Consider the following 21343-nt stretch of genomic DNA (forward strand, 5'->3'; position numbering starts at 1 on the left):
GATAAGCTGGGCGGTCTCGTGTAGGAATGAACCGAGCTACCATTGCGGCGGCCACTGCCCGGAAAGAATGATTTGTTCCCATTCTTCTTGCAGCGGCCAGCGGACGGCACAGGTGCCGAAATCGGCCATGTACTGGTATTGCTGGAGGCGATCGATGGCCCGCTGGATAATAGCCCGATCTTTACGGAAGATGGGGCCGTGACTGGGGAGCAGGAACTCGGCGTCGTCGTCTCGAATGCGTTCCAGAGAGCGGATGAAATCGGGAATGTGGGAGCCATGATGGGCATCGATGACTCCCACGCAGCTATCCCTGTAGATGTTATCTCCGCTGAAGAGCAGGGAACCGAGTTTGAAGCTGAGTTGTCCTGGTGTGTGGCCGGGGGTGTGCCACACATGCAGACGGAGCTTGCCCACCCGGATCACGTCTCCCTCCTGAAGTTTGATGTCGATCTTGCACGGGGGCATGGGCACATGGAAATTCTGGGCCGAGATATGGGCATAGGTTTCAACAGCATCCCCGGCTTCGATGGCCGCCGCCGCACGGGGATGGGCTGCCGTTCGAGTCCGCAGGCGCTCCCGCGCCCGGGCCAACGCCTGGACGTGATCCACATCGGCATGCGTCGCCACGATCATCTTGCACTTTGACAGTGGGAAATCCAAGGCTCGGATCAGTTCGATCACCTCATCGAGGGTTTCTTCTTCCCCGATGTCGAGCAAAAGCCACTCCTGACCTCCATCCAGCAAATAAAGGTTGACGCCGAACGACCGCCCAGCTTGCAAGTTCAGCTCGATAACACCTGGAAAAATATACTTGCGTTCCAGCATACCGGACCGACTCCCCCTGCCGAGATGACAGCTATAGTGATGTTAGGTACCTGACCGTTGGCTTCAACCACATTTCCGCCTCAACCTCATCGGCTGCTACTGCGTTGCTCCGCCTGGTCCTCGACCCTGCTGGAGCCAAAGATCGGCTAGCACGTCCACCCTCGCTGGAATCGAATCCGAACCTCGATTATCTTTCAGGAGGAATGACAGCGTCGGATCATGGTGGTCCTATGTCAACGGGTTTTATGTTCGGGCGGCGGATAGGGTTTTAGATAGGGCCTCGGCCTGAGTGGCGAAGCGGTACAGTATCTCGGCGGCAGGTTCGAGTTGGTCCAGGTCGATCCACTCGTCGCGCGTATGGGCCTGGGCAATATCGCCGGGTCCGAAAACGATGGCAGGGATGCCAGCTTGAGACAATGTGGCGGCATCGGTGCCGAAAGGGACCGCCTGGACCGTATGATGTCCGACCACCGCGTCGATGATCTGTCCGAAGCGCTCCACCCATTCCATCGAGGCTTGCGGCGACAGCGGCGGGCAAGGAGAATGAGCGGTTTGTAAAGTGAACGGAACATCCGTTCCGACTGCGTGTCGCAGCCAGGCGAGCAGGTCGGCTTCGGCTTCGGCCACCGTCTCGCCGGGAATGAGCCGCCGATCAATCTCGATGCGGCAGAAGTCCGGGATGGTATTGGGCGAGACTCCGCCTTGGATCCGTCCCACGGCCAAGGTTCGTGGTCCCAGCAGCGGGTCGGCAGGACGCTGGCGCAATCGCTCGGCGTATTGTTCCAGGGCTAGCAGGATGCGACTCATCCGATAAATGGCATTGATGCCGTCTTCCGGGCGCGAGCTATGGCAGGCCCGGCCTGTTGTCTCCAAGGTCCAGCGGATCACGCCTTTGTGAGCCGAGACGATGTGGAGCCGGGTTGGTTCGGCGACGATCGCCACGTGTGGCCGGCCTTGCCGGAAACCGGAACGGACCAGGGCTTGGACTCCCAGAAAGCTGTGCTCCTCATCGACGGTCAAGGCCAGGGTGACGCGGGCTGACCCTGCGGGACGTTCCCGGACCAGTCGGACAAACGCGGCCAGCATAACGGCCAGCCCTGCCTTGACATCACACGCCCCGCGTCCATACAGCCGGTTGCCCTCTCGCTGGGCGGCAAATGGCTCAATCGTCATCCCATCGACAGGCACGGTGTCCTGATGGGCCTCGAACAGGAGATGGCAGGGAGCGGGATGCCCCGGATCGTAGTGGGCCAGCAAGTTATCCCGGCCCGGTTGCACGGTTTGCCGTTCTACGATGCAATTCAGCCCTTGGAGCAGATGAGCTACATAGTCTGTCACTCGATGCTCATAGAGAATATCCGCAGGCAAATCTGAGCGGCCCATCGGATTGACCGAGGGTCGACGCACGAGTTCCGCGAGCAGTTCCGGCAAGGGAGGCAACGTCAAAATCACGCAAATACCCCCGACAGGCTCATCCTGCTAAGTTGCCCGGACGCCCGGCAGCAAGGCTATGCGGGCGACAGCGGCAAGGTACATAAAGGGTAGCAGGACTTGGGGGTGTTTTCCATAGGCTTGCAGTCAAGGAAAATAATCGGCCAACCCAGTCCAGCGAATGCAGAGGGTTCCCAAAATCAGAGGCAGCCCGCCGCCGGGCTATCGCCGCTTGGGGTATTTCTCCACCCTAACTTGGAAAAACCGCTGTGCCCTGGGGTCAAGGCCTGTCCCTGCCTCGACCTCAACGTTGGTAGAGAGGCAAGATGCCTTTTTCCAGTTGCAGAATGGCCAGATTGACGGAAGTGGTAAAGACGGGGCCAATGTAGCCGCTGGTCCAGGAGCCATCGTTCGATTGCTGTTCGAGGAGATAGGGGAAGACCGCTTTCTTGTATTTGCTCCAGGTCAGCCAGTTTTCTTTCGGCTCGTTGGGGAAGAGTTGCCCGTAGCGGTCATCTCCGAGGATATAGACCATCTGCGCGAAGTAGTAGCTTTGGTATTCGTCATGGGCTTGGCGGCCTTGGGCGATGGGAATGTGATCTTTGCAGAACTTGATCCATTTTTTCGCCAGTTCGCTATTGTATTGGCCCGCGCTGAAACCGCAGGTGACGGCGGCGCAGGTCAGCGGGGGCCGCTCCTGGCCGGCCATCGCCACGCCGCCGGAGTTGGCGTAGCTGTAGATGATGCCCCCCTTGGGTGTAGTACAGGCTTCCAGATAAGCCACGGCTTTATCGATCGCTTCTTTGGGAACCGCAATGCCGGCGTTGCGGGCGGCGCGCAGAGCCTGCAATTGCGTCACGGTGACGGAGCCTTCGTCGAAATTATTGCGTTCCGTGGCGCTGACGTAGCCCCAGCCGCCGACCTCGACCTCTTTCCCCTCCGGCTTGCGATGCCGCTTGCTGGTTTGGGCCTTACAGGTGAAATCGACCGCCTTTTTGATGGCCCGCTCAAGCCGCGCCCGCTGTTCTGGGTCTTCTTCTTCCCCATATAAGCAAGCCAGGAACATTAGAGCGTATCCGTGGCCGTGCATGTAACTGCCGAAGTTTCCGCCCGCTGCATCACCGATCAGGCCATTGGCTTGGAGCCGGGCGGGGGAGAGGAACCACTCCATCGCCTTTTGCAACTGGTCGGAATACTTCCCTTCCTTGAGGTTGCTTCCCTCCATCAGGAAGGCCATTCCCGCCAGTGCGGTCATGGCGACGCGGTATTGTCCCCCTTGAGCGGACCAGGAGCCATCGCGCGCTTGGGTGCGCTTGAGCCATTCCAGGCCGCGCTCCACAGCGGCTTCCACCCGTTTGTCCAGGTCGGCCTCCTTGTCCTTGGTCGCAGGTTGCGGTTGTGCCGCCACAGGGCCTAAGCTCAGCCCGACTAATGCTGCCAAACCGACCCACGCCCATCTCTTGCCTCGACCCCTCACACTGGTCCCGGACTGCCCACGCATGTCCTTGCCCTCCTCGGGTGTTTCAAGCGCCCCACTTGGCCGGCTCGGACGAACATCACAGGCAGAACCAACCGGCTAAACGGGGCCAGCCGCCTTTCACCCGCTCAGCGTTCGGAATATATAACGACTCACTGCCAGTTGCTATAACAACCTTGTTCAGGCGGGAAGGTAACAACTCCACTCCGGAGAACGGTTCCCGTTGAGTCCGGAGAGCGGTTCTTAATGAGGCGGTACTACCGAAAGATATTGTATCGCCTAAACTATCCGATGCGGAATATGGGGGAATAAGACCACTGCGAGAGGGTAAGCGTGGCGGCACCCAGGGGCAAACTAGATCGATGCAAACACGGTAGGAGTATCCCAAATGACAGAACCGAATCGCCTCCCCCTGGAATGGAGCGAGCCTGATCCAACGGCTGAACCGTCCCCGTCGGCGGGGTCATCCGGGCACTCATCGGCCGCTTCCCCAGCGGGGTCAGAGGGCCAGTCGGCGGCGGAAGCTTCACATCCAGCCTCCACTGAAGCAGAGGCAGCGGCGCCGGCTTCAACTGTCCCGGCTCCGCCTTCCTGGGAGCCACTCACTCCCCTGGAACGGCGTATTCTCGGCGTTCTCGTCGAGAAGCAGAAAACACTTTCCTATGCTTATCCCCTGTCATTGAACAGCCTGGTGCTGGGTTGCAATCAAAAGGACAACCGCGACCCAGTGATGCATGTGACGGAAGAGGAAGTGGAAGCGACCCTGGAAGAACTCATCCGCAAGGACCTCGTGGAAGCGGTGCAGGGTGGACGAGTCACGCACTACCGCCACAAGCTCTATGAGAAATGGACACCCGATGGCAAGGAACTCGCCGTTTTGGCAGAATTGCTGCTGCGGGGAGCACAAAGCCGGGGTTTATTGCGAGCGCGGGCTTCCCGGATGGACCGAATCTCCAATGCAGAAGAGCTGGATGGGATATTGCAACGACTGGCTCAACGGCGGCTGGTCGTGTTCCTGACCCCTCCGCAACGCCGTGGCGCAGTGGTCACTCACGGCTTTCACACGCCGGAGGAGTTGGCTCGACTGTCTCAAACCGTGGCAGCCGAGGAAGCGGACCAGGAAGGCGGGCCGCCGGACCGTACCGTGCCATCCCCGGCTGCATCCGAACTTGCTAGCACCGTCGGAAAAACACGCATGGCGCGGCCTGCGCTCCAGGAGCAATTGGAAACTTTGACGGCGGCAGTCCAGGAATTGCAACGCCGGGTCGAACGCCTCGAAGCGCTATTGGGCCAAAGTGGCGGGGCAGCCGCTCCAGATACCGCTTCTCACTCCACTTCCTCCGTCTGAACTGAACGGCTTTCTCACTCGACTTTCTCCGTCGGAAGAGTGCGGTCGGGATAGTGCGGTGGAAACGCCGGACAGTGCCGCCCGCCCGTTACTGCCTTCGTCGCCAGTGCGCAGTTGCGTGAAGATGACGAGACAGGACGAGGTTGCTGGTCCTATCGTTTTTTCTGCCAAAAGAGTGAATGCATCGAGTCTGAGCTGCGGAGAGGCCAAGTCGGATGGAGTTGCTCCGTCATGTCCAGATTTTCAATGCTAAGGTTTTGTTAGCTTGATCCTGTGTTTTCGGTGTGATGGAAAGGCATCATGCCGGGTGAGGGGGCGCGGCTAGTTGCTGAGAAGGGAGCGGAGCTGAGGAATTGCGGCAGGCAACTGAGATTGTCTCGTGTGGCCTGGAGAGGTGAAATAGAAAATTGATTGAGGTTCTGAGACACGGTAAAACAGGGATTGGAGCGTAGGTGCAGTTTCTGGTATTCGGGCACATGCCGGGGATGCGGCATCATGGATAGCCAGCGATGGAATCGGTCCACGGATCCCTACGAATTGTTGGAATACCTCTTCCCGATGCGCGGGATGGATAGTACGGAACCCCAGCCGCGCTCATCACGGCTGTATTATCTGGCCTGTGGCCGTCGAGCATGGTATGTCCTGCCGGGAGTGTGCCAGGCGCTCCTCGTGTTAGGCGAGCGGCTCTATCATCCGTGGAACGTCGACACGGCTCTCCGCGACCAGCTTTATCCGTTGGCCGAAGAGTTGATTCATGCCCGTGGGGAGGCGGAACGTGTCAATCGGTTGGCCCAGCGGCTAGTGGGGGGAGGATGGAGCCTGCCTAACCATCTCTTCCTGACCCGCGATATTCCTCATGAGGAATGGCAGATTTATGCGGAGTTGATCTTTGCCCCTTACAATCCCCGGACTCCGCCCTTCCGGCGAATTCCCGCCGAGTATCATTCGGTCGAGTTGCTCCGGGATGTCTTTGCACCGCCTGATGTCGCTGCCCGCCGCTGGATTCCTGTCCCATGGCGAACGGAGACTGTCCGGCGACTGGCTCAGAAAGCCTACGATTCCTGCGATCGCCTTGACTTCCTCATTCTCGCCGACGCTCTGGAGGAAGCGGGATGCCAGTGTGCCGTCACTTTGCAGCACCTGCGCGGCAAACACCCTCACATTCGGGGATGCTGGGTCTTGGAGTGGCTCCTGGAGCCGGAAAGGCGTAAAGGGCGTCCACCCACCCGCTCCTGAAGGCGGAGCGTTCTCCCTTCCGATCCGAACGGTCGGTCCACATTCCATCGGCGAGCGTCAGACTATTCCCCCTCTACCCGATCATCGCCTGGTTCTGGTTTCAAACAATCACAACGCTATTCCAGTCCCAGACATCGGAATGCCAGAGTAGTTCCCGATTTACGGTGGTCAGAACCCCCGTGTTGATCCAAGGAGTTCCACGTGGAGCAGTACCGAGTGATGAATTTTTTGTGTTATTACTGTGAAATTACTATCAGAGAAAGTGAAGATAAAGCTCTTGGTAATTTCACATGAATTTCACTTCAGACATTTGCCTGTGCAGTAAATAAACAAAGTCAAGATTACTGGGCGGTATTGCTGTTGGAGTGACGTTCCAGCGAATACCAGCCTAACTTGATGGGGCTACTCCAATCCAGGGTGGTCCTGGAGAAGGTAAGTGGCCTGAGTGGTTCGCTTTTAGGGGGAGACAGACGTGCAGAGTCGCCGTGGTTTTACCCTGATCGAGTTGCTGGTGGTGATTGCGATTATCGCAATCCTGATCGGCCTGTTGCTGCCGGCGGTGCAAAAAGTGCGGGAAGCCGCCGCACGCATGACGTGCCAGAACAATCTCAAGCAGATCGGTTTGGCGATCCACAATTTCCACTCGGCTCAAGGACGGTTCCCCCGTTCGGGCGAGCATCTGGTAACCATCGGAGGTGTGGTTTACAAAACACAATGTTTACACAGTCCGTTAACAATGATTCTGCCGTACATTGAGCAGGAGAATGTGTATCGTCAGTTCAATTTGCAATTTCGTTACAATGAAGGTCCCAATGCCTTGCTGGCGGCGGGGGGTCAAGGTCCTGGAGCGGTCATTAAGACTTACTTGTGCCCCAGCCAGAGTTTGCGGCAGAACGATCGCGATGCGGAGGGATATGCCGCTTCAGATTATGCAATCCTGCCGTACGTGGAGATCAGTACGGCGGCGTCCACTCTGACGGGCTTGCCGGCGGGACGATTCAACTCGGCTATGTCCTCCTCAGCCTATCCGAGTAACTTTTACCAGTTTTATACCCCGGCCGCTGCCGACGTGTCCCCCTCAAAATCGTTGCAACTGCTGCCCTCGACTGCACTGGCAGCCATGGGATTCGATCCTTTCCGTGGCGGGGCGACGCTCAATATGTGTATCGACGGAACAAGCAATTCGATTCTCGTTTACGAGGATGCCGGCCGCAATGAGACCATGCACCCGGATTACAATCCGAGTTGGTACACTCTGGCGGGCAGCTTTCCGCCCAACTCTTATCTGGACCCTGTAGATGGCCATGGGCGGCGGCACTGGCGTTGGGCTGAGCCAGACAACACCTCCGGCTGCTCCAAAACCATCAATAACAATCCTTCACCCCGTGGCGGTCCGCCCACTTGTCCCTGGATTTATCACGACTGTGGTCCCAATAACGAGTGGTTCAGCTTCCACAGCGGCGGGGCCAATGCTTGCATGGCCGATGGCAGTGTGCGCTTCTTCCGCGATACAATCTCCCTGCGGACCGTATACTCTCTGAGCACTCGCGACGGCGGTGAAATCTTCAACGAAGAATGAACTTCCCTTCCCAGAGATGGCCTTGGACACTGGCGGAGGACAGAGCATGACGAACAGAGCCATGACGGACAAGCGACCCCTTCCGAAGGCGCTGGGTCGAATGCTGGGAATGGGACTGCTGGCAGGATTGCTCGCAGCAGTGGGATGTGCGGGAGAACGCAAGCCGATTGTTCCGGTGCGTGGTACGATCCGCTTTTCTGACGGCCAACCCCTACCCGCAGGGACGACCCTGAAGTTTGAGCCAGCCGAGGGACGAACGGGAACGGCCACGGCGACAGTGGAGGCGGGCGGCAGCTTTCAAGCCATTCATGTCTCCGGTCGTTCCGGCGTTGAAATTGGCAAATACATGGTTCAGGTCTTCCCCCCTCGCGAGGCGGAAAAAGAGTTCTACAAGTATGTCAGTCGAGAAGCCGCGGAAGGGTCGCTGATTGCCGAAGTGCGCGAAGGGACGGAAAACCTACAACTGACCTTACCAAAAACAGGCCGTTCTCCGTGACCCCGCGTAGCGTAGGGTTGTAGCGGCTGGCAATGCCCTTGTTGCTCAGAAGGAAAGTCTGCTGGGCAGGAAGGGTTTTTAGCTGGCCAATGTTTCCTCAAGCTCCTGCGTTCGGAGGAAGAGAGGCCGAGTTCAGGGAAGGGAAGATCACTTTACAGGAACGGCTCGCTCCTTATTGGCCTTGAGGAATTCAACTGCTTTGGCAGGTTCTGCTAGTTCTGGGGGCAACTGCGGGCGGCCCGTCCGCTGAGGGATCAGTTCCTCTCCTGTTTGGCCTTTTTTGTGAAACTCTTTCATGCGGCGGATTTTGTCTTGCACCCGCATCAGTCCTTCCAACAGGGCCTCCGGTCGTGGGGGGCAGCCCGGCACATAAACGTCCACGGGAACGACCAGATCGACGCCTTTGACCACGTTGTAACCGTACTTGTAATACGGTCCCCCGCCGCAGGTGCACGCTCCCATAGCGATGACGAACTTCGGGTCCGGCATCTGCTCGTAGAGGCGGCGGACCCGCTCGGCCATCTTCATGTTGACGGTTCCCGCCACGATCATCAGGTCCGCTTGCCGGGGAGTGGCTCGGAAAGCTCCTGCACCGAAACGGTCGATGTCATACCGCGGGGCGCCCGTGGCCATCATCTCAATCGCGCAGCAGGCCAGGCCGAAGGTCAACGGCCAGAGACTCGACTCACGCGCCCAATTGATGGCGTACTCCAGACTGGTAACGACCAAGCCGTCTTCCAGACGTCCTTCAAGCAAGCCCATGATGGCGGACTCCGGTTAAGGTCGGTGCAGGCCGGGATTTCCAGAACATCGTGGATTCAACCGTTAGCAGTTACGATTAATTGTAGGTAGGAACAGTTGGGATGTTTCTTCAGGCAGCGGTAGTACTAACCTCCTGAGGAGAAGCGGCTGAGGTAGCGACAACAGGCGGGGAGGCGGGGGACAAGGTCGGCTCCGGTGTTTGCTGGGCCGCTGTACTGCGAACCCAGTACAGATCGCCGCGTCTCCACAGGTAGGCATAACCCACGAGGAGCACGCCGAAAAAGACGGCCAGATCCGCCAGGGCGAGGGTGGCAAACCGCTGCAAGGCATCCGCCGTGGGCAAGACGGCCTCTGGCTCAGGAGGGTGAAGCTGCAACTGACGGGCGGCTGCCTGACGTTCGGCCAGGGGGAGCGTTGGGTCTGCCGCGCGCTGCGCACTGCCAAAGATCACTGCCCAGGGGAAAAAGAAGGCGATCTCGACATCAAACACGACAAACAGCAGGGCCACGACGTAAAAACGCAGATCAAACTGCACCCAGGCGCTGCCCACAGGTTGCTCCCCGCATTCGTACACCTGCGTCTTCATGGGATTGGGGCGATCGGGGCGAATCAATCGGCCTAGGAGCAGATTCAACCCCAAGAGGGCCGCCCCAACGCTGACGAAGATGAGAACGACCAGCACCACCTCCGGCATGGCAGATTCCTCCGCTCCATCATACTTTGGCGTGGATGGATGCCGCCTCGCTATCTTGATCCGCCACCCTCAGGAGCGTCCCTCGCTTGGTGCTCCCGGCTTTCCTCCCGACCCCTCGGAAGTGGAACCGTCCGCAGGGGTGCCGCTGGCTGCCGGCGCTTGCTTCGTCCACACCGGCAAGGTGATCCGCTTGGATTCCTGCACTGCGGTCGGGTTGAGCGTATCCTGGCCCCAAGCCACATCCAGCGGTAATTTGGCAAAATCGACAATGCAACCGTCCCGGCTGTACGTGCTCAGATCGTACGTGGAACTCATGAACAAGCAGTCGACGGGGCAAGGGTCCACACACAGGGCGCAGAACATGCACTTGGTGTAATCGATCTTGAACCCTTTGATCACGAAGCCTTTCAGAGGGGGTGGGGCTTTTTCCTTTTCAATATAGATGCAGTCGACGGGACAGGCTCGTGCACACTTGTCACAACCGATGCAGGTTGTCAAATCGAAGCGATGAAAGCCCCGATAGCGCGGGCGAATGGGAACCGGGCGTTCGGGGTACTGAAAATAAGCCGTGAAAGGGCGGCGGACATAGGACTGCACAAAGGTGTGCAACGTGACATACATGCTGCGGGCAATGGTGCTGACGGCCAGGCCGACATTGCGGAACCAGGTACGCATAGAACCTCTCCAAGGGTAGTCCGGGCTGGACCCAAGCAGGGCATGCTCCTTCGCCGGAACTGCTGGCCGTTGGCCTTGTCCTTACGCGGAGCGAGACCCGCCCTAATGTCATCATAGCCCCTTGGACCGGCTCTGTCGTCAGCATGAGGCAAAACTCGCGGCGGGATCACAGGAAGCCGGGGGGTATCAAGCGGGTGGTTCCGAGGATGAAAATCCGCATTCCTCCAGGGAAGGAATCGGCGACGCATCGGCTGGTCTTTGGGCGGTGCTCAGGGTGACACAGCAGCGACGGCGAGTTCCTGGAGCACTTGCCGCATCGGGGAAGCATCGGCGTTGGGCAAACCCGTTCGCTGAATGAGCAGGATGATGAACAAGTCCCGCTGAGGGTCGATCCACCCTTGGGTGCCAAAAGCGCCGCCGTGGCCGTAGCTGCCGGCTGAGAGCATGCTCGTGACTCCTTGCGGTTGGCGCACAACGGCCCAGCCGTAGCCGAAGCCCATGCCCTCCACAAAACCGGTTTTCAACTCACCTGTTTGGAGCCGGGTCATTTCGGCGACTGCTTTGGGACTGAGAATGCGGGTACCATCGAGTTCCCCCTGGCGCAGCATCATACGGTAGAAGCGAGCCAAGTCCGCTCCGCTGCTGACCAAGCCGCCCGCGGGCACGGGATGGCGAGGTTGTGGTACCAAGGCGATGAGGGTATTCGGATTGGGTACAAGCCGCCCATTTTTGTCCAGACCGTAGGTCACCGCCAGGCGGCGCATCTGTTCAGAAGTGGGTGCGAAGGTCGTGTCATACATTCCTAAGGGCAGAAAGATCCGCTGACGGAGGAACTCTTCGTAACGTTGACCGCTGACCACTTCAATCAGCCGGCCCAGGGTGTCAATGCCGGGGTTGGAGTAGCTCCAGCGCGTGCCGGGATCGAATTGCAGAGGGGAAAGGGCGGCGGCTAAAGTAGTCTCGGCCAGGGTTCGGTGCCGCCGCACATAAACATCATTGACGCCGGGGGGATAGGGGGCCAAACCCGCCGTATGGGTGAGGAGGTCCCGGACCTTAATCGGTCGCTGAGGGGGGCGGAGTACCACACGCTGGGGGGACTGTTCGACCAAGACCATCGAGCGGCTGAATTCCGGCAGATATTTGGCCACGTCGTCGTCCGGGTGCAGTTTCCCTTCATCGACGAGGATCATGACCGCAACGGCGGTGATGGGCTTGGTCATGGAGGCGATGCGGAAGAGGGCATCTTTGGGCATCGGCGCGCGGGCTTCCCGATCGCGCCAGCCGACCGCTTCGTGATGGATAATTCCCCCGGAGCGCCCCACCACGGTGACAGCCCCGGCGATCTCCCCTTGCTGGACGAACCGTTGCAGAGCCGGCGCAATGGCCGCGAGCTTCTCCGGATGGAGCACCGCCTTCGGAGCCGGTAACGGCTGTTGGGCCGGAATCCCCTGCGCTTGGGGAGGCTGTCCTGAGGAGGAGGCCGCCGCCGCTGCGAGTACGCAAACCAGCAGAGCTAGCCCCACAAATCGCCGAAGCCAAAACCACGATGTCATGATCCCATCTCCCCGAAAGTTCTGAAAGTTAGAGTGCCGTGAAACCATTTGCTACTGCACATCAAACCCATCCTGTGGCTTTCCCACCCAGTGCTGAAGCAGTTGTTCCCTTCGGTCCATCAACCGAGGCGGCCGAGTGCGGCGTTGCAGTTGTTGCTACTGTGGGGATGGCGTGGGATGATGGCCACAGGGAAGAAAGTTTTTGCTCGTCAGAGACTTTCCCGCTCTTAAAGGCTTTCCCGGAGTTGACGGAGGCGATCCCGCTGGGAGAGGAGGCGTTCCTCATCTTTGAGGGTCTGGAAGATGTCTAGCAGCCGGACCGCCGCTTTGTGGGCCTCGTATTTATCCGTGTTATAAACTGTTTCCACCCACAAATAGGCCCACATGGCGTCGCGCAAGCGCTGGGGGTCCTGGCGATAGAGTTCGCCCAAGATGTTGAAAGCAGTCGCTCGCACCTGGGGATCAGTCAGTTTATCCAGACGCTGCTCGATCTGCTTGGCCAGTTTGTCGATGGCGGCGGGAGATAGTCCTTGTCGGGCTTCCTGGATGGCCAGGTCATACAGTTCCAGGCGGTCGCGGGCGCTTCCCAGCTTGGCATCTTTGAGGGCAGCGCTCAGGGCACTGGCGGCGGCAGCATAATTTTTGCTGCGGAAGAGCGCGTCAACTTGCTGAATGGCCGCTTCGAGCCGCAAATCCGCGGGCAGATCGCTGAGTTTGGAAATACTCGACCAGAGGCGGGCGGCTGCGTCATACTGGCCGAGTTCGACCTGAAGGCGGCTGGCCGTTCGGGCCGCGAGCCAGACTTCCCAGCCGCTGGTATGCGTCGTCAGAAAACTGTCCCACTCCTTGAGGGCGGCTTCGGCTAGCTCTTTCCAGCGGGGGCTGTCCGCTTCGAGATCAGCTAGGCGGGTCGCAATGAGCGCCAGGCGGTATTCCAAGTGGCGCCGGGCGGCCGGGTCCTTGGCCTTTTTCAGCAGATCTGCGTAAGTCGTTCGCGCTGCATCGTAATCCTTTTTCGTCTTCTTGTCCTCATTGTTGAAGGCAGCCTTGAAAGAGATGCGGTCCACATCGGGTAGATCGCCAGGTTCGATGCGGAGAATCTCTTCAAAGTTGAGCAGGGTGGCTTTCTTGTCGCTGGAGACCAGTTGCAGGCCGTTCTTGGTCAACATCAGTTTGCCCGTGAGGGTGCGGGTGCTGCCATCCTTTCGGTCCCGGATTTCCACCCGATCCAGGGTCGGAGCTTGAGCCAGCACTACCGAGCCGGAGAGTAAGGCGAGGCACCCGCCGCACGTGAGCATCAACCGCAGCAGCCACGGGGAATGTCGCATCGGAGATTCTCCTAGGAGAAGGACCATCATAACACCGTATCAGCCGTGGAATGAGCTTATTTTATTTCGGTGACGCCATTGTAGGGCCATGCTGCTCAGCCGCTCTTCCTGACGAGTGAGGGAAGTGGAAGCGGTGAGCGCCGCTTACTGGGGTGGGGGTTGCAAGAAAAGTTTCCCCCCGTTGTCCTGGTAGGCCTTTTTGACGATCGGTTCATTCGAAAGGAGTTCGTAGTAGCGGTTCCAGGTTTCGGGGAGGATGATGCTGTGGCCCTGGGCTTCCTGCTCGGCGATTTTGTTGGTGATTTCCATTTCGGCGATGCGCCGGCCCACCGTTTCCAGACTGCGCTGGAGAGCCTGATCTTTCTGAAGCTGTTTATTAGCGGCGATGAGGACGCGCTGCACTTCGTAGAAGGCGTCGAAGAAGGCGCTTTTGACGCGGCGGACTTGTTCCGCGGGGGTATCCTCGTTGAGTCGCTGTACTTCTGCGCGAGCGTACTGGAAAAGGGTGGTCCATTCATTGAGGGCGTTGCGCCACAGGAGATTGGCCTTTTTCAGGTCGCCTTCGCTAGCAGCCTTCGCCGCTTGGGCTTCGTAGGTGTAGGCCAACTCGCGGCGCAGGTCCAGACTGGTAAAGCCCCAGCCGCGGTTCTTCTGATCCCCGATGGCCTTGACGAGGAGCGCTTCGGCCTCTTGAAGTTTGCCTGATTGCCGCAAGCAGCGGGCCTGGATCAACGTAGCCACGCGGTAGTCGCGGCAGGCATCCTGGAAGCGAGTGCGGACCTGATTGTCGGCAATTTTTGTGACATCGACCTGCCACCACTCCGTGTTGCTCTCGATTCCCGGCAGGTCCGCCACTTTCGGGACTTCGATTTTTCGAGCTTCTTGCAAGGCGTTGTCGTAGTCTCCGATGGTGGCGAGGGTTTGGGCGATAAACAGGATTGTGCGGGGTGATAAGTTTTGGCTGCTGCGCAGTTCTTGAAGGACGAGTTGGACTCCTTTTGACAGGACTTCCGCTTCAGCCTCGCGCTTCTGGCTCTGGAGTCGGGAGAGGCGGACGGCGAGTTGCCGGGCCAACTGTTCGTACATGTCCTGGCTGGTTTCGATGGTCAGGCCGAATTTTTTGAGAGCCTCGAGGCGTCGCTTGGCTTCGTCGATATTCCCTTGCTGCACGGCGAGGCGGAAGCCGAGCAGGCCGATCTCCCGCCGGGTCCGGTCGCAGGTGGCGGCTAAATTGGCGATTTGGGCCTTTTGCCGTTTGACAGCTTCATCGTCTCCGGGATCGCCTTCGCCTGTGCTCCACTGTTTGAGCTGATCGGTTAGGAGAGGCCCGAGGCGGAGCAGCTCGTCCACGATGGGGCGGAGGGTTTTTTCCGCTTCATCCAGTTGGGGCGGTTCCTGATCCAACAGTCGGGCGATGCGGATGAGGCTAGCACGCAACTGGAGGTCGCGGGCGAGCAGTTGTGCTTCCCGACCGTCAAGGTTGAGGGTTCCTTTCTTGTCCGGTGGGTTGGTTTGTAATCCTTTGAAGGTCGTCAAGTCTTTGAGGAGTTTATCCGCCAGGGCCAAGGCGCGTTCGTAGCCGGGTTGCTTTTTCTCGGCTTGGGGCTGGAAACGATCTTGGAGGAGATAGAGTTGGCCGAGTCGGGCCTGGACCTGGTAGTATTCGCGCACCTGTTCACCGCTGGCAGCCGCCACAGGAACGGGAAGCTGACTGAGGTCCTTCACGGTGCGCTGGTACACTTCCTGTTTGTCTTTATCGGAAAGTGGAGACTGTTCGTTAGTCAGGAGGTTGACAGCGAGAAAGGCCTGGATGAGACGGGCTTGAGAGATTTGAGAAAAGCCGGGGCGGACGCGGATGATGAGCTTGTAGGCTTCGCGTTCCTGGTGGTCATCGATGAGCAGAAGGGCCAGACGCAGGCGGATCGCATCGGTAATCGGTTCATCCGGGAAACGCTGGTCGAGATACTGGGCCAGGCGCAGGGCATGGCTACGGTCAATTTGGCGGAGCCGTTGCAGTTGTTCCTGGAATTGCTGGGCCGCGGTCGGGTCAGACAGATCAGGCTTGAGATGGGCCGTGGCAGCGAGATAACCATTGATAGCGAGCAGGCCGGCAGCAGCCAGTTTATGGCTGGGTGCTCGCATATGGCGGGCGATGTGTTCGCCTAGAACTGCAGCCCGCTGAGGTTCGCCGCTGGTGAGATAGAAGAAGACCAGGCGCAGCATGTTATCCATGACATCATTCGGGTTGTCCTGGAGTGTGGCGAGTTGGTGGGCACGTTCCAGGAGGGTCACCACGATCCGGCGTTGAGCCGTGAGCCGGAGAGCGGCGGCGCGCCGCTGGAGTTCCGCACCCAACAAGGCCCAGGCACGCCCTTGGTCCTTCAGCTCCCGGACTCGTTCTTGCCAGCGAGACTCGGAGCCAGCGCTTTGTTCTTCCAGCTCACGCAAGCGGGCCAGTTGGACGATGGCGGCCACATGGGCTTCCTCGAAGGTCTGGTATTGTTGGATCGGCCGCACCGTTTCGCCGATGAGCCTCCGCAGGACATAGAGGCGGTAGCGCTCGGCCCGGCCCTGGTAGTCGTTGGGTTGCTGGCTGAGGAGGCGGTAATGTTTTTCGGCTTCCTGGTACAGGGCGCGGGCGCGGGGTGGCAATTCCGGCATTTTGCCGCCCCCTTTGGGCGGAGCAGGCAGGAGCAAGTCGGCACGGACTTGGAGGGTGAAGGCCAAATAGAAACGGACGGCCCACTGTTCATCCTGGGACGAGACGCGGCGACGCTGCCCATAACGCTCCAGCCACTGCCGCAGGCGTGAGGCCACCGTTTCCAATTGTGTAGGATTGCGTTCCCGCAAGGCGTTCAGATAATCCCTGCGCAACTGGAAGAACTCGGCCAACCGCTTCCCATCCAAGGCCTCTGCCAGATTGGTCTTGAGGATGGCGGCGAATTCGGCTTCCGCTTCCTTAGGCTTGCCCATTTCAAAGAGGGTTTCCGCTTTCCAGGCGCGCGCAATCCAGGCGCTTCGGCCACTGGACGGCCCCGTGGCGAGTTGCTCGAATTTTTTCAGGGCCTTTTCACGGTGATCGCTGCGGAGTTTGGTATCTTGCGGGGTGTCGCCCAATACAGTTTCGGCCAGGCGGGAGAGGTTGATACCGGCTCGTAATTCGGCGTCAAAAATTTCCTGGTTCAAGCGGCGCTTTTCCAGGGGAGAGATACCGCCGGCGTCGGCTTGGGCTTTGAGTAGTTTTGCCGCCTCATCGTATCGCTTGGCTGCATCCTGAAACAGCGGGGCGGCCTTTTCCGCCTCTTTCCGCCGCTGTTGCAAAGCCCGTTCGCGCTCTTGCATGATGCGATCGAAATCGGGCGAACCTTCGGGAGGAAGGGGCGGGAGTTCGATCCGCAAGCTGCGGCTGAGCTGGGCCTGAGCTTGCACGGCTAGCACGTCGGCCAGGGCAAGATTGGCTTCCACGGCGCGCGGATGCTTAGTTTGGGCTTGCAGGAATTGGTCCAGGCGCAAGCGGGCTTCCCCAAGTAAGCTGTCGCGCTTGCCTTCCTCGGCTTGTTCCTGAGCTTCAGCCAGCAAGCATAGTGCCTGTTCTAGGGGCAGGGCCTTCTGATCTTCGGGAGAAAGGCGTTTTTCCACTTCCTGGAGGTATTCCAGGGCTAAGTCGGCTCGGCCGCTCTGGCGCAAGCCGCGGGCCAACTCGAAGGGGGACGGCGGCTCGGCCCGGCTCAAACCCACCAGCGTCACGATCAAGACTATTCCCCATCCCAAACGCCGACGATCGTACATGCCCTATGCCCCTCCCTTGTGCCCCAGTCTTTGGAATGCCCGGATGGCGAGCCTTTCCTGAGGCGAATGTCCGCCTCTTGAATCCGGCATCATGAGAATTCGTCCCTCTCCTCTCCCCTCAGGACGGGTAAGGGATTGGATTAGCGACAAGACAGGAAAGTTCCCCTATTGCCCATTGTGGTATGCAGTGTTCGACGGGTCAACCAGTCCTGCCGAAGCTCACTCCTTCTGCGAGTTGGTGTCCCATACTTGGAGAGAAGTTTTGCGTGTTGGCGTCCTGTACCCGTATTGGCGTCACGTGGAAGGCAGAAGCCGGACTGACCACAAACAAGCCGGCATGGTTCGTGGTCTGCGCGCGGAAACCCCAGTGCCATCGGCAACTCCCAACTTCCAAGGGGCGGGCAGATTCCTCTGGCGGGATCGGCAGGTTTCGACTATGAAGGTGCGGAGTTTGAGGATAAGCGATCTCAGACCTTAGGGAGCAGCCGCAGGCAGGTTGTGGCAGTATGCGACACTAGCCGTCCGGCGGTTCGCCCAATTGCGGCAGCGACCTGGAAGTCAGAAAGTCTCCGACCGGCGGCCTTACTAGCGGCCTCGGCCAAGCTAGCGGCATTTCCACGTGGGAAAGGGAGAGGACGAATGGAACGAATGGAATCGCGCTATGCACGATTGGAGAGCGAGCGCAGCGGACGGAATCGCGGCGTGAGGGAGGCGGGAGCGGCAGTTTGGCAGAGAGGTTGGAAGCGGTGGGTGATTCTAGCGGCGATTGTTGTCTGGGGAGTGTGTGGCGAGGGGAGCGGTCGAACTCCGGTGCCGGGAGCACCGCCGCCTTACGAAGATGCCACCCTTTACGGCATCTATTTCGTGGATGCCGACGAGGGCTGGGCAGTGGGTGATGAAGGGGTGATCTGGCATTCGGTGGATGGCGGGAAGAGCTGGGAGCGGCAGAAGTCGGGAACGCGGGCGAGCTTGCGGGGTGTGCACTTTTTGACGCCGTACACCGGTTGGGCGGTGGGTCGGCGCGAGGAACTGGGTGTCGGTGCGGTGGGAGTCATCTTGCAGACCCGCGATGGGGGATGGCACTGGGAGGAGCTAGGTTGGCATCAGTTACCACCGTTGCATGGGGTGCGCTTCTTCGATGAGCGGCATGGCGTGGTCTGGGGAGATGGCAGTGCGGCATTTCCCAGCGGGGTCTTCATCACTCACGATGGCGGCAAAAGCTGGCAAGGTGTGCCGGAAACCGCCTGGCCGCTGTGTCGGGGAGCAGCCTTTCGACCTGACGGGACGCAGGGGTTGATCGTCGGCTTGGGCGGGCGATGGGGATGCCTGGAACCGAAGAGCGGGCGAGTCCGGATCGGGGAACGGGACACTGGGCCTTCCCGGAACTGGTATGCCGCCGCGGATGACGGTCAGATGCCGGGGGCGGGAACTTGGTACATGGTGGGGGATGGCGGAGCCATCCGCCGGAGCCAGGACGGCGGGCAGAGCTGGCACAGTTTGGTACCGGACCTGCCGAAAGAGGCTTTAGCCGTCTGTGACTTCCGGGCCTGTGCTGCTTTTGGCAAGCATGTCTGGGTAGCGGGGCGTGCGGGCCGAGTGGTGCTCTACAGCCCCGATCGCGGCCAGAGTTGGCAGCGGCAGCGGCTGGAAGTGCCCCTGAGTATCCACGGGATGTATTTCCTCACGGATCAGATCGGTTGGCTGGTGGGGGAAATGGGAGTCATTCATGGGACGACTGACGGCGGGAAAACCTGGAAGGTCCAGCGTGTGGGGGGAACACGGGCGGCAGCTCTGAGTGTGCACGCTCGCGCCCAGCAGTTGCCCCTGGAACATGTAGCCGTGTGGGGAGGCGGACAGGGCTATCGCTGTGCAGCGGTGGTGGTGACCCGGGCCACGGAATCTTCCGCTGGAATCTGGCAGCAGGCGGAGGAGGAACGCTGGCGGCAAGCCTGGCGGGAGAGCGGCGGCGTGGCTTTGAACCGGGAGTGGGCCTTCCCCTTGCCTCTGCACGCCCAGGACCTGACCCCGCGGCAACTCCTCGCCTTCTGGGACCGCTATCAGGGAGCACCAGCTCAGGACGCGCTATTGCGGCGGCTGGTCTTCGCCCTTCGCCAGTGGCAGCCAGAAGTAGTTCTAGCCGATGCCGTCGACCCCCGTGGTCCCGCCGGAGAGCGTTTGATCCTCCAGGCAATTCACGAGGCCTTTCGCCGAGCAGCCGATCCGGAGTCTTTCCCAGAACAGTGGCGGATTTTGGGTGTGGAACCCTGGGCAGCCCGGCGACTCTACGCCCTGACCCTTGGGGTGGATGACAGCGTGGATTCATCGGCTTCTGGGTCGGGCAGCGTTACCAGCCCTCTGGAAGCGACAGCAGTGCATCCCCACGTAGGCGAGGCCCCGGCGGATATGATCGCAGAGGCCGCTCGGCACATCGGCCGCTTCCCTTGGCCGCGGCGAGGATGGACGCTGGTCGCCCACCGGCGCTCCGACGTGAGGTCAGGAGCATCGGCAGGGGGAGGGGCAGATCGCCTAACTCCGGCAGTTTCCCCCTCGGATGTCTGGCAGGGAATCGAATTGACCGCGGGAGGAGCAGCCCGGCGCCCTCCAGCGGCTTGGCGGGCTTCGGGAGAAATCACCGAGGAACAGCAGCGTCTGGTCCTGGTGCGCCGCCGGTTGGAACGATTGTGCTCTCCCGCGGGTCCGGCTGGGGTGGACGAGACATCCTGGTTGGCCGCATGCCAGCGCGAACTGCGGCAGTTGCCGGAGATGGAGGCGCCGCGCTGGGCCGTGCTGCTGGCGGAGCGCTGTCATCACGCCGGTGAGTGGCGCAAAGCCCAGGCTTTGTACCAATGGGTGGGGGAGCAATGGCCGGCTCATCCTGCAGCTCTGGCGGCCGCCCGCTGGTTATTGCGCTACGAAGTCGGCATAGAAACCCAGCAGCAACTCTGGCCGAATTCCGGCGTCGTACCCGCGGCAGCCTCTCGTGAAATCCCAGGTATGACTTGGCTGCATCCCGCTTCAAACGACCGTCGTGGAGTGGATTTCACTGCGATCGATTGGGACGAGCGCTCGCCGTTGTTTCGCCTCCATCGCCATCTGGAGCAGGAGTTGCGCTGGACAGCTTGGGGACCGCTCCAAGCAGAGGACCCCGCTATCCGCCTCAGTCTTTTGGCAGCTCGAAGACATCTGGGCCGGACGGACCAAGCGGTTCAACTGGCACGCCGCTGGTTGCCTTCGATCCCGGAAAAAGCCTCGGCCTGGGCGGCAATCGACCCGGCCCATGCTGCCCTAGCAGCGGAGGTCTGGCTGGTTGAACCCCGGCGGTTCCTCACACCGCCTCTGCCTATCGTGACTGCCCGGCGGACCGAGACTCGCCCCTTGCTGGACGGCCAACTGGAAGACACTTGCTGGCAGCATGCCGAAGCGATACCGCTTCGTTCGTATGAAGCGGACCAAAATATTTCCGAACGCAACTGGCAGACGGTTGCTCGTTTTTCTTGGGATGATCAGTACCTTTACCTGGCCGTGCGCTGTGCCCATCCAGTTGGCCACCGGCAGGAGCCGATCCGGCCTCGCCCGCGGGATGCAGATGTGCGGGGACGCGATCGGGTCGAAATCCTCCTGGACCTGGACCGGGATGGCCAGACGGCTTACCGCTTCCGCATCGATCAACGCGGTGCCCCCGCCGAAGATTGCTCGGGTGATCCCCGGTGGAACCCCAAATACTATTTGGCCAGTCAAGCTCAGGAACACGCTTGGGTAGTTGAATGGGCTATTCCCTGGAAGGAACTCGGTCTGGAACGCCCGCCGCGGGGAGGAGTGTGGGCCTTACAAGTGCTCCGAGTCATTCCTGGACAGACGGTGTTGCAACTGGCCCCAGCTCCCGGAGCGGAGATTTCCCGGACCCCTGCCGCGCTGCTTCGCTTCCTCACGGATTAGGCAGCGCCTACGATTGGCGCTATCTGCATCAGGGTGGACGGTACGATGTCACCAGCGGTCTGTATCACTTCCGTTTCCGCGACTATTCCCCCACCCTCGGCCGCTGGACGAGCCTCGATCCCCTCTCCTACGCCGCGGGAGATGTGAACCTCTACCGGGCACTAGGAAATAACTCTCTGATTCGGCTCGATCCCTACAGCTTAGCTTGGTCATG

Annotated in this window: 14 protein-coding genes and 1 pseudogene; 6 read left to right on the forward strand and 9 right to left on the reverse strand. The window is 60.0% G+C overall.

Annotated features, from left to right (window positions below):
- Positions 1-36 precede the first annotated feature (36 nt).
- The 3 genes from H0921_RS16650 to H0921_RS16660 form a co-directional block, all read right to left on the reverse strand.
- Positions 37-825 carry an MBL fold metallo-hydrolase gene (locus H0921_RS16650; protein ID WP_194539657.1) on the reverse strand — a complete coding sequence of 263 codons (789 nt, stop codon included), beginning with the start codon at positions 823-825 and terminating at the stop codon, positions 37-39.
- A gap of 243 nt (positions 826-1068) precedes the next feature.
- Positions 1069-2277: a M20 family metallopeptidase gene (locus tag H0921_RS16655; protein WP_315851927.1), complete on the reverse strand. Its 1209-nt coding sequence runs from the start codon at positions 2275-2277 to the stop codon at positions 1069-1071.
- Between the two features lie 283 nt (positions 2278-2560).
- Complete coding sequence (locus H0921_RS16660; RefSeq protein WP_194539658.1) at positions 2561-3757, reverse strand: prenyltransferase/squalene oxidase repeat-containing protein; 1197 nt, start codon at positions 3755-3757, stop codon at positions 2561-2563.
- 364 nt (positions 3758-4121) lie between these two features.
- On the opposite strand from H0921_RS16660, the gene H0921_RS16665 reads away from it, so the two are divergent.
- From H0921_RS16665 to H0921_RS16680, 4 genes are all read left to right on the forward strand, one after another.
- Positions 4122-5081, forward strand: coding sequence for a DUF480 domain-containing protein (locus tag H0921_RS16665; protein ID WP_194539659.1), 960 nt, complete (start codon positions 4122-4124; stop codon positions 5079-5081).
- Positions 5082-5576: 495 nt separating this feature from the next.
- The gene (locus H0921_RS18045) at positions 5577-6317 is read left to right on the forward strand and encodes a hypothetical protein (protein WP_228499998.1); all 741 of its coding nucleotides are present in this window, start codon (positions 5577-5579) and stop codon (positions 6315-6317) included.
- Positions 6318-6789: 472 nt separating this feature from the next.
- Positions 6790-7896: a DUF1559 domain-containing protein gene (locus tag H0921_RS16675; RefSeq protein WP_194539660.1), complete on the forward strand. Its 1107-nt coding sequence runs from the start codon at positions 6790-6792 to the stop codon at positions 7894-7896.
- A gap of 46 nt (positions 7897-7942) precedes the next feature.
- Positions 7943-8392, forward strand: a complete 450-nt coding sequence (locus H0921_RS16680) for a hypothetical protein (protein WP_194539661.1) — start codon at positions 7943-7945, stop codon at positions 8390-8392.
- 147 nt (positions 8393-8539) lie between these two features.
- On the opposite strand, the gene H0921_RS16685 is transcribed toward H0921_RS16680, so the two are convergent.
- The 6 genes from H0921_RS16685 to H0921_RS16710 form a co-directional block, all read right to left on the reverse strand.
- Entirely contained in the window at positions 8540-9154 is a 615-nt protein-coding gene (locus H0921_RS16685; protein WP_194539662.1) for an NADH-quinone oxidoreductase subunit B, read from the reverse strand.
- Between the two features lie 109 nt (positions 9155-9263).
- Positions 9264-9848 (reverse strand): NADH-quinone oxidoreductase subunit A, encoded by a 585-nt coding sequence (locus tag H0921_RS16690; protein WP_194539663.1) that lies wholly within the window; start codon positions 9846-9848, stop codon positions 9264-9266.
- Positions 9849-9917: 69 nt separating this feature from the next.
- Positions 9918-10523 (reverse strand): NADH-quinone oxidoreductase subunit I, encoded by a 606-nt coding sequence (locus tag H0921_RS16695; RefSeq protein ID WP_194539664.1) that lies wholly within the window; start codon positions 10521-10523, stop codon positions 9918-9920.
- A 269-nt stretch (positions 10524-10792) separates the two neighbouring features.
- Positions 10793-12076, reverse strand: coding sequence for a serine hydrolase domain-containing protein (locus H0921_RS16700; protein ID WP_194539665.1), 1284 nt, complete (start codon positions 12074-12076; stop codon positions 10793-10795).
- Positions 12077-12303: 227 nt separating this feature from the next.
- Positions 12304-13404 (reverse strand): hypothetical protein, encoded by a 1101-nt coding sequence (locus tag H0921_RS16705; RefSeq protein ID WP_194539666.1) that lies wholly within the window; start codon positions 13402-13404, stop codon positions 12304-12306.
- Between the two features lie 144 nt (positions 13405-13548).
- Positions 13549-17193 carry a hypothetical protein gene (locus tag H0921_RS16710; protein ID WP_194539667.1) on the reverse strand — a complete coding sequence of 1215 codons (3645 nt, stop codon included), beginning with the start codon at positions 17191-17193 and terminating at the stop codon, positions 13549-13551.
- Positions 17194-17832: 639 nt separating this feature from the next.
- Here H0921_RS16710 and H0921_RS16715 point away from each other — a divergent pair.
- Both H0921_RS16715 and H0921_RS18570 read left to right on the forward strand, forming a co-directional pair.
- Positions 17833-21129: a YCF48-related protein gene (locus H0921_RS16715; protein WP_194539668.1), complete on the forward strand. Its 3297-nt coding sequence runs from the start codon at positions 17833-17835 to the stop codon at positions 21127-21129.
- Positions 21012-21311, forward strand: a pseudogene (locus H0921_RS18570) (RHS repeat-associated core domain-containing protein); the annotation flags it as partial. The gene H0921_RS16715 and the pseudogene H0921_RS18570, both read left to right, overlap by 118 nt.
- Between the last annotated feature and the right edge of the window lie 32 nt (positions 21312-21343).

Origin of the sequence: Thermogemmata fonticola, assembly GCF_013694095.1 — a bacterium.
Classification (GTDB): Bacteria; Planctomycetota; Planctomycetia; order Gemmatales; family Gemmataceae; genus Thermogemmata; species Thermogemmata fonticola.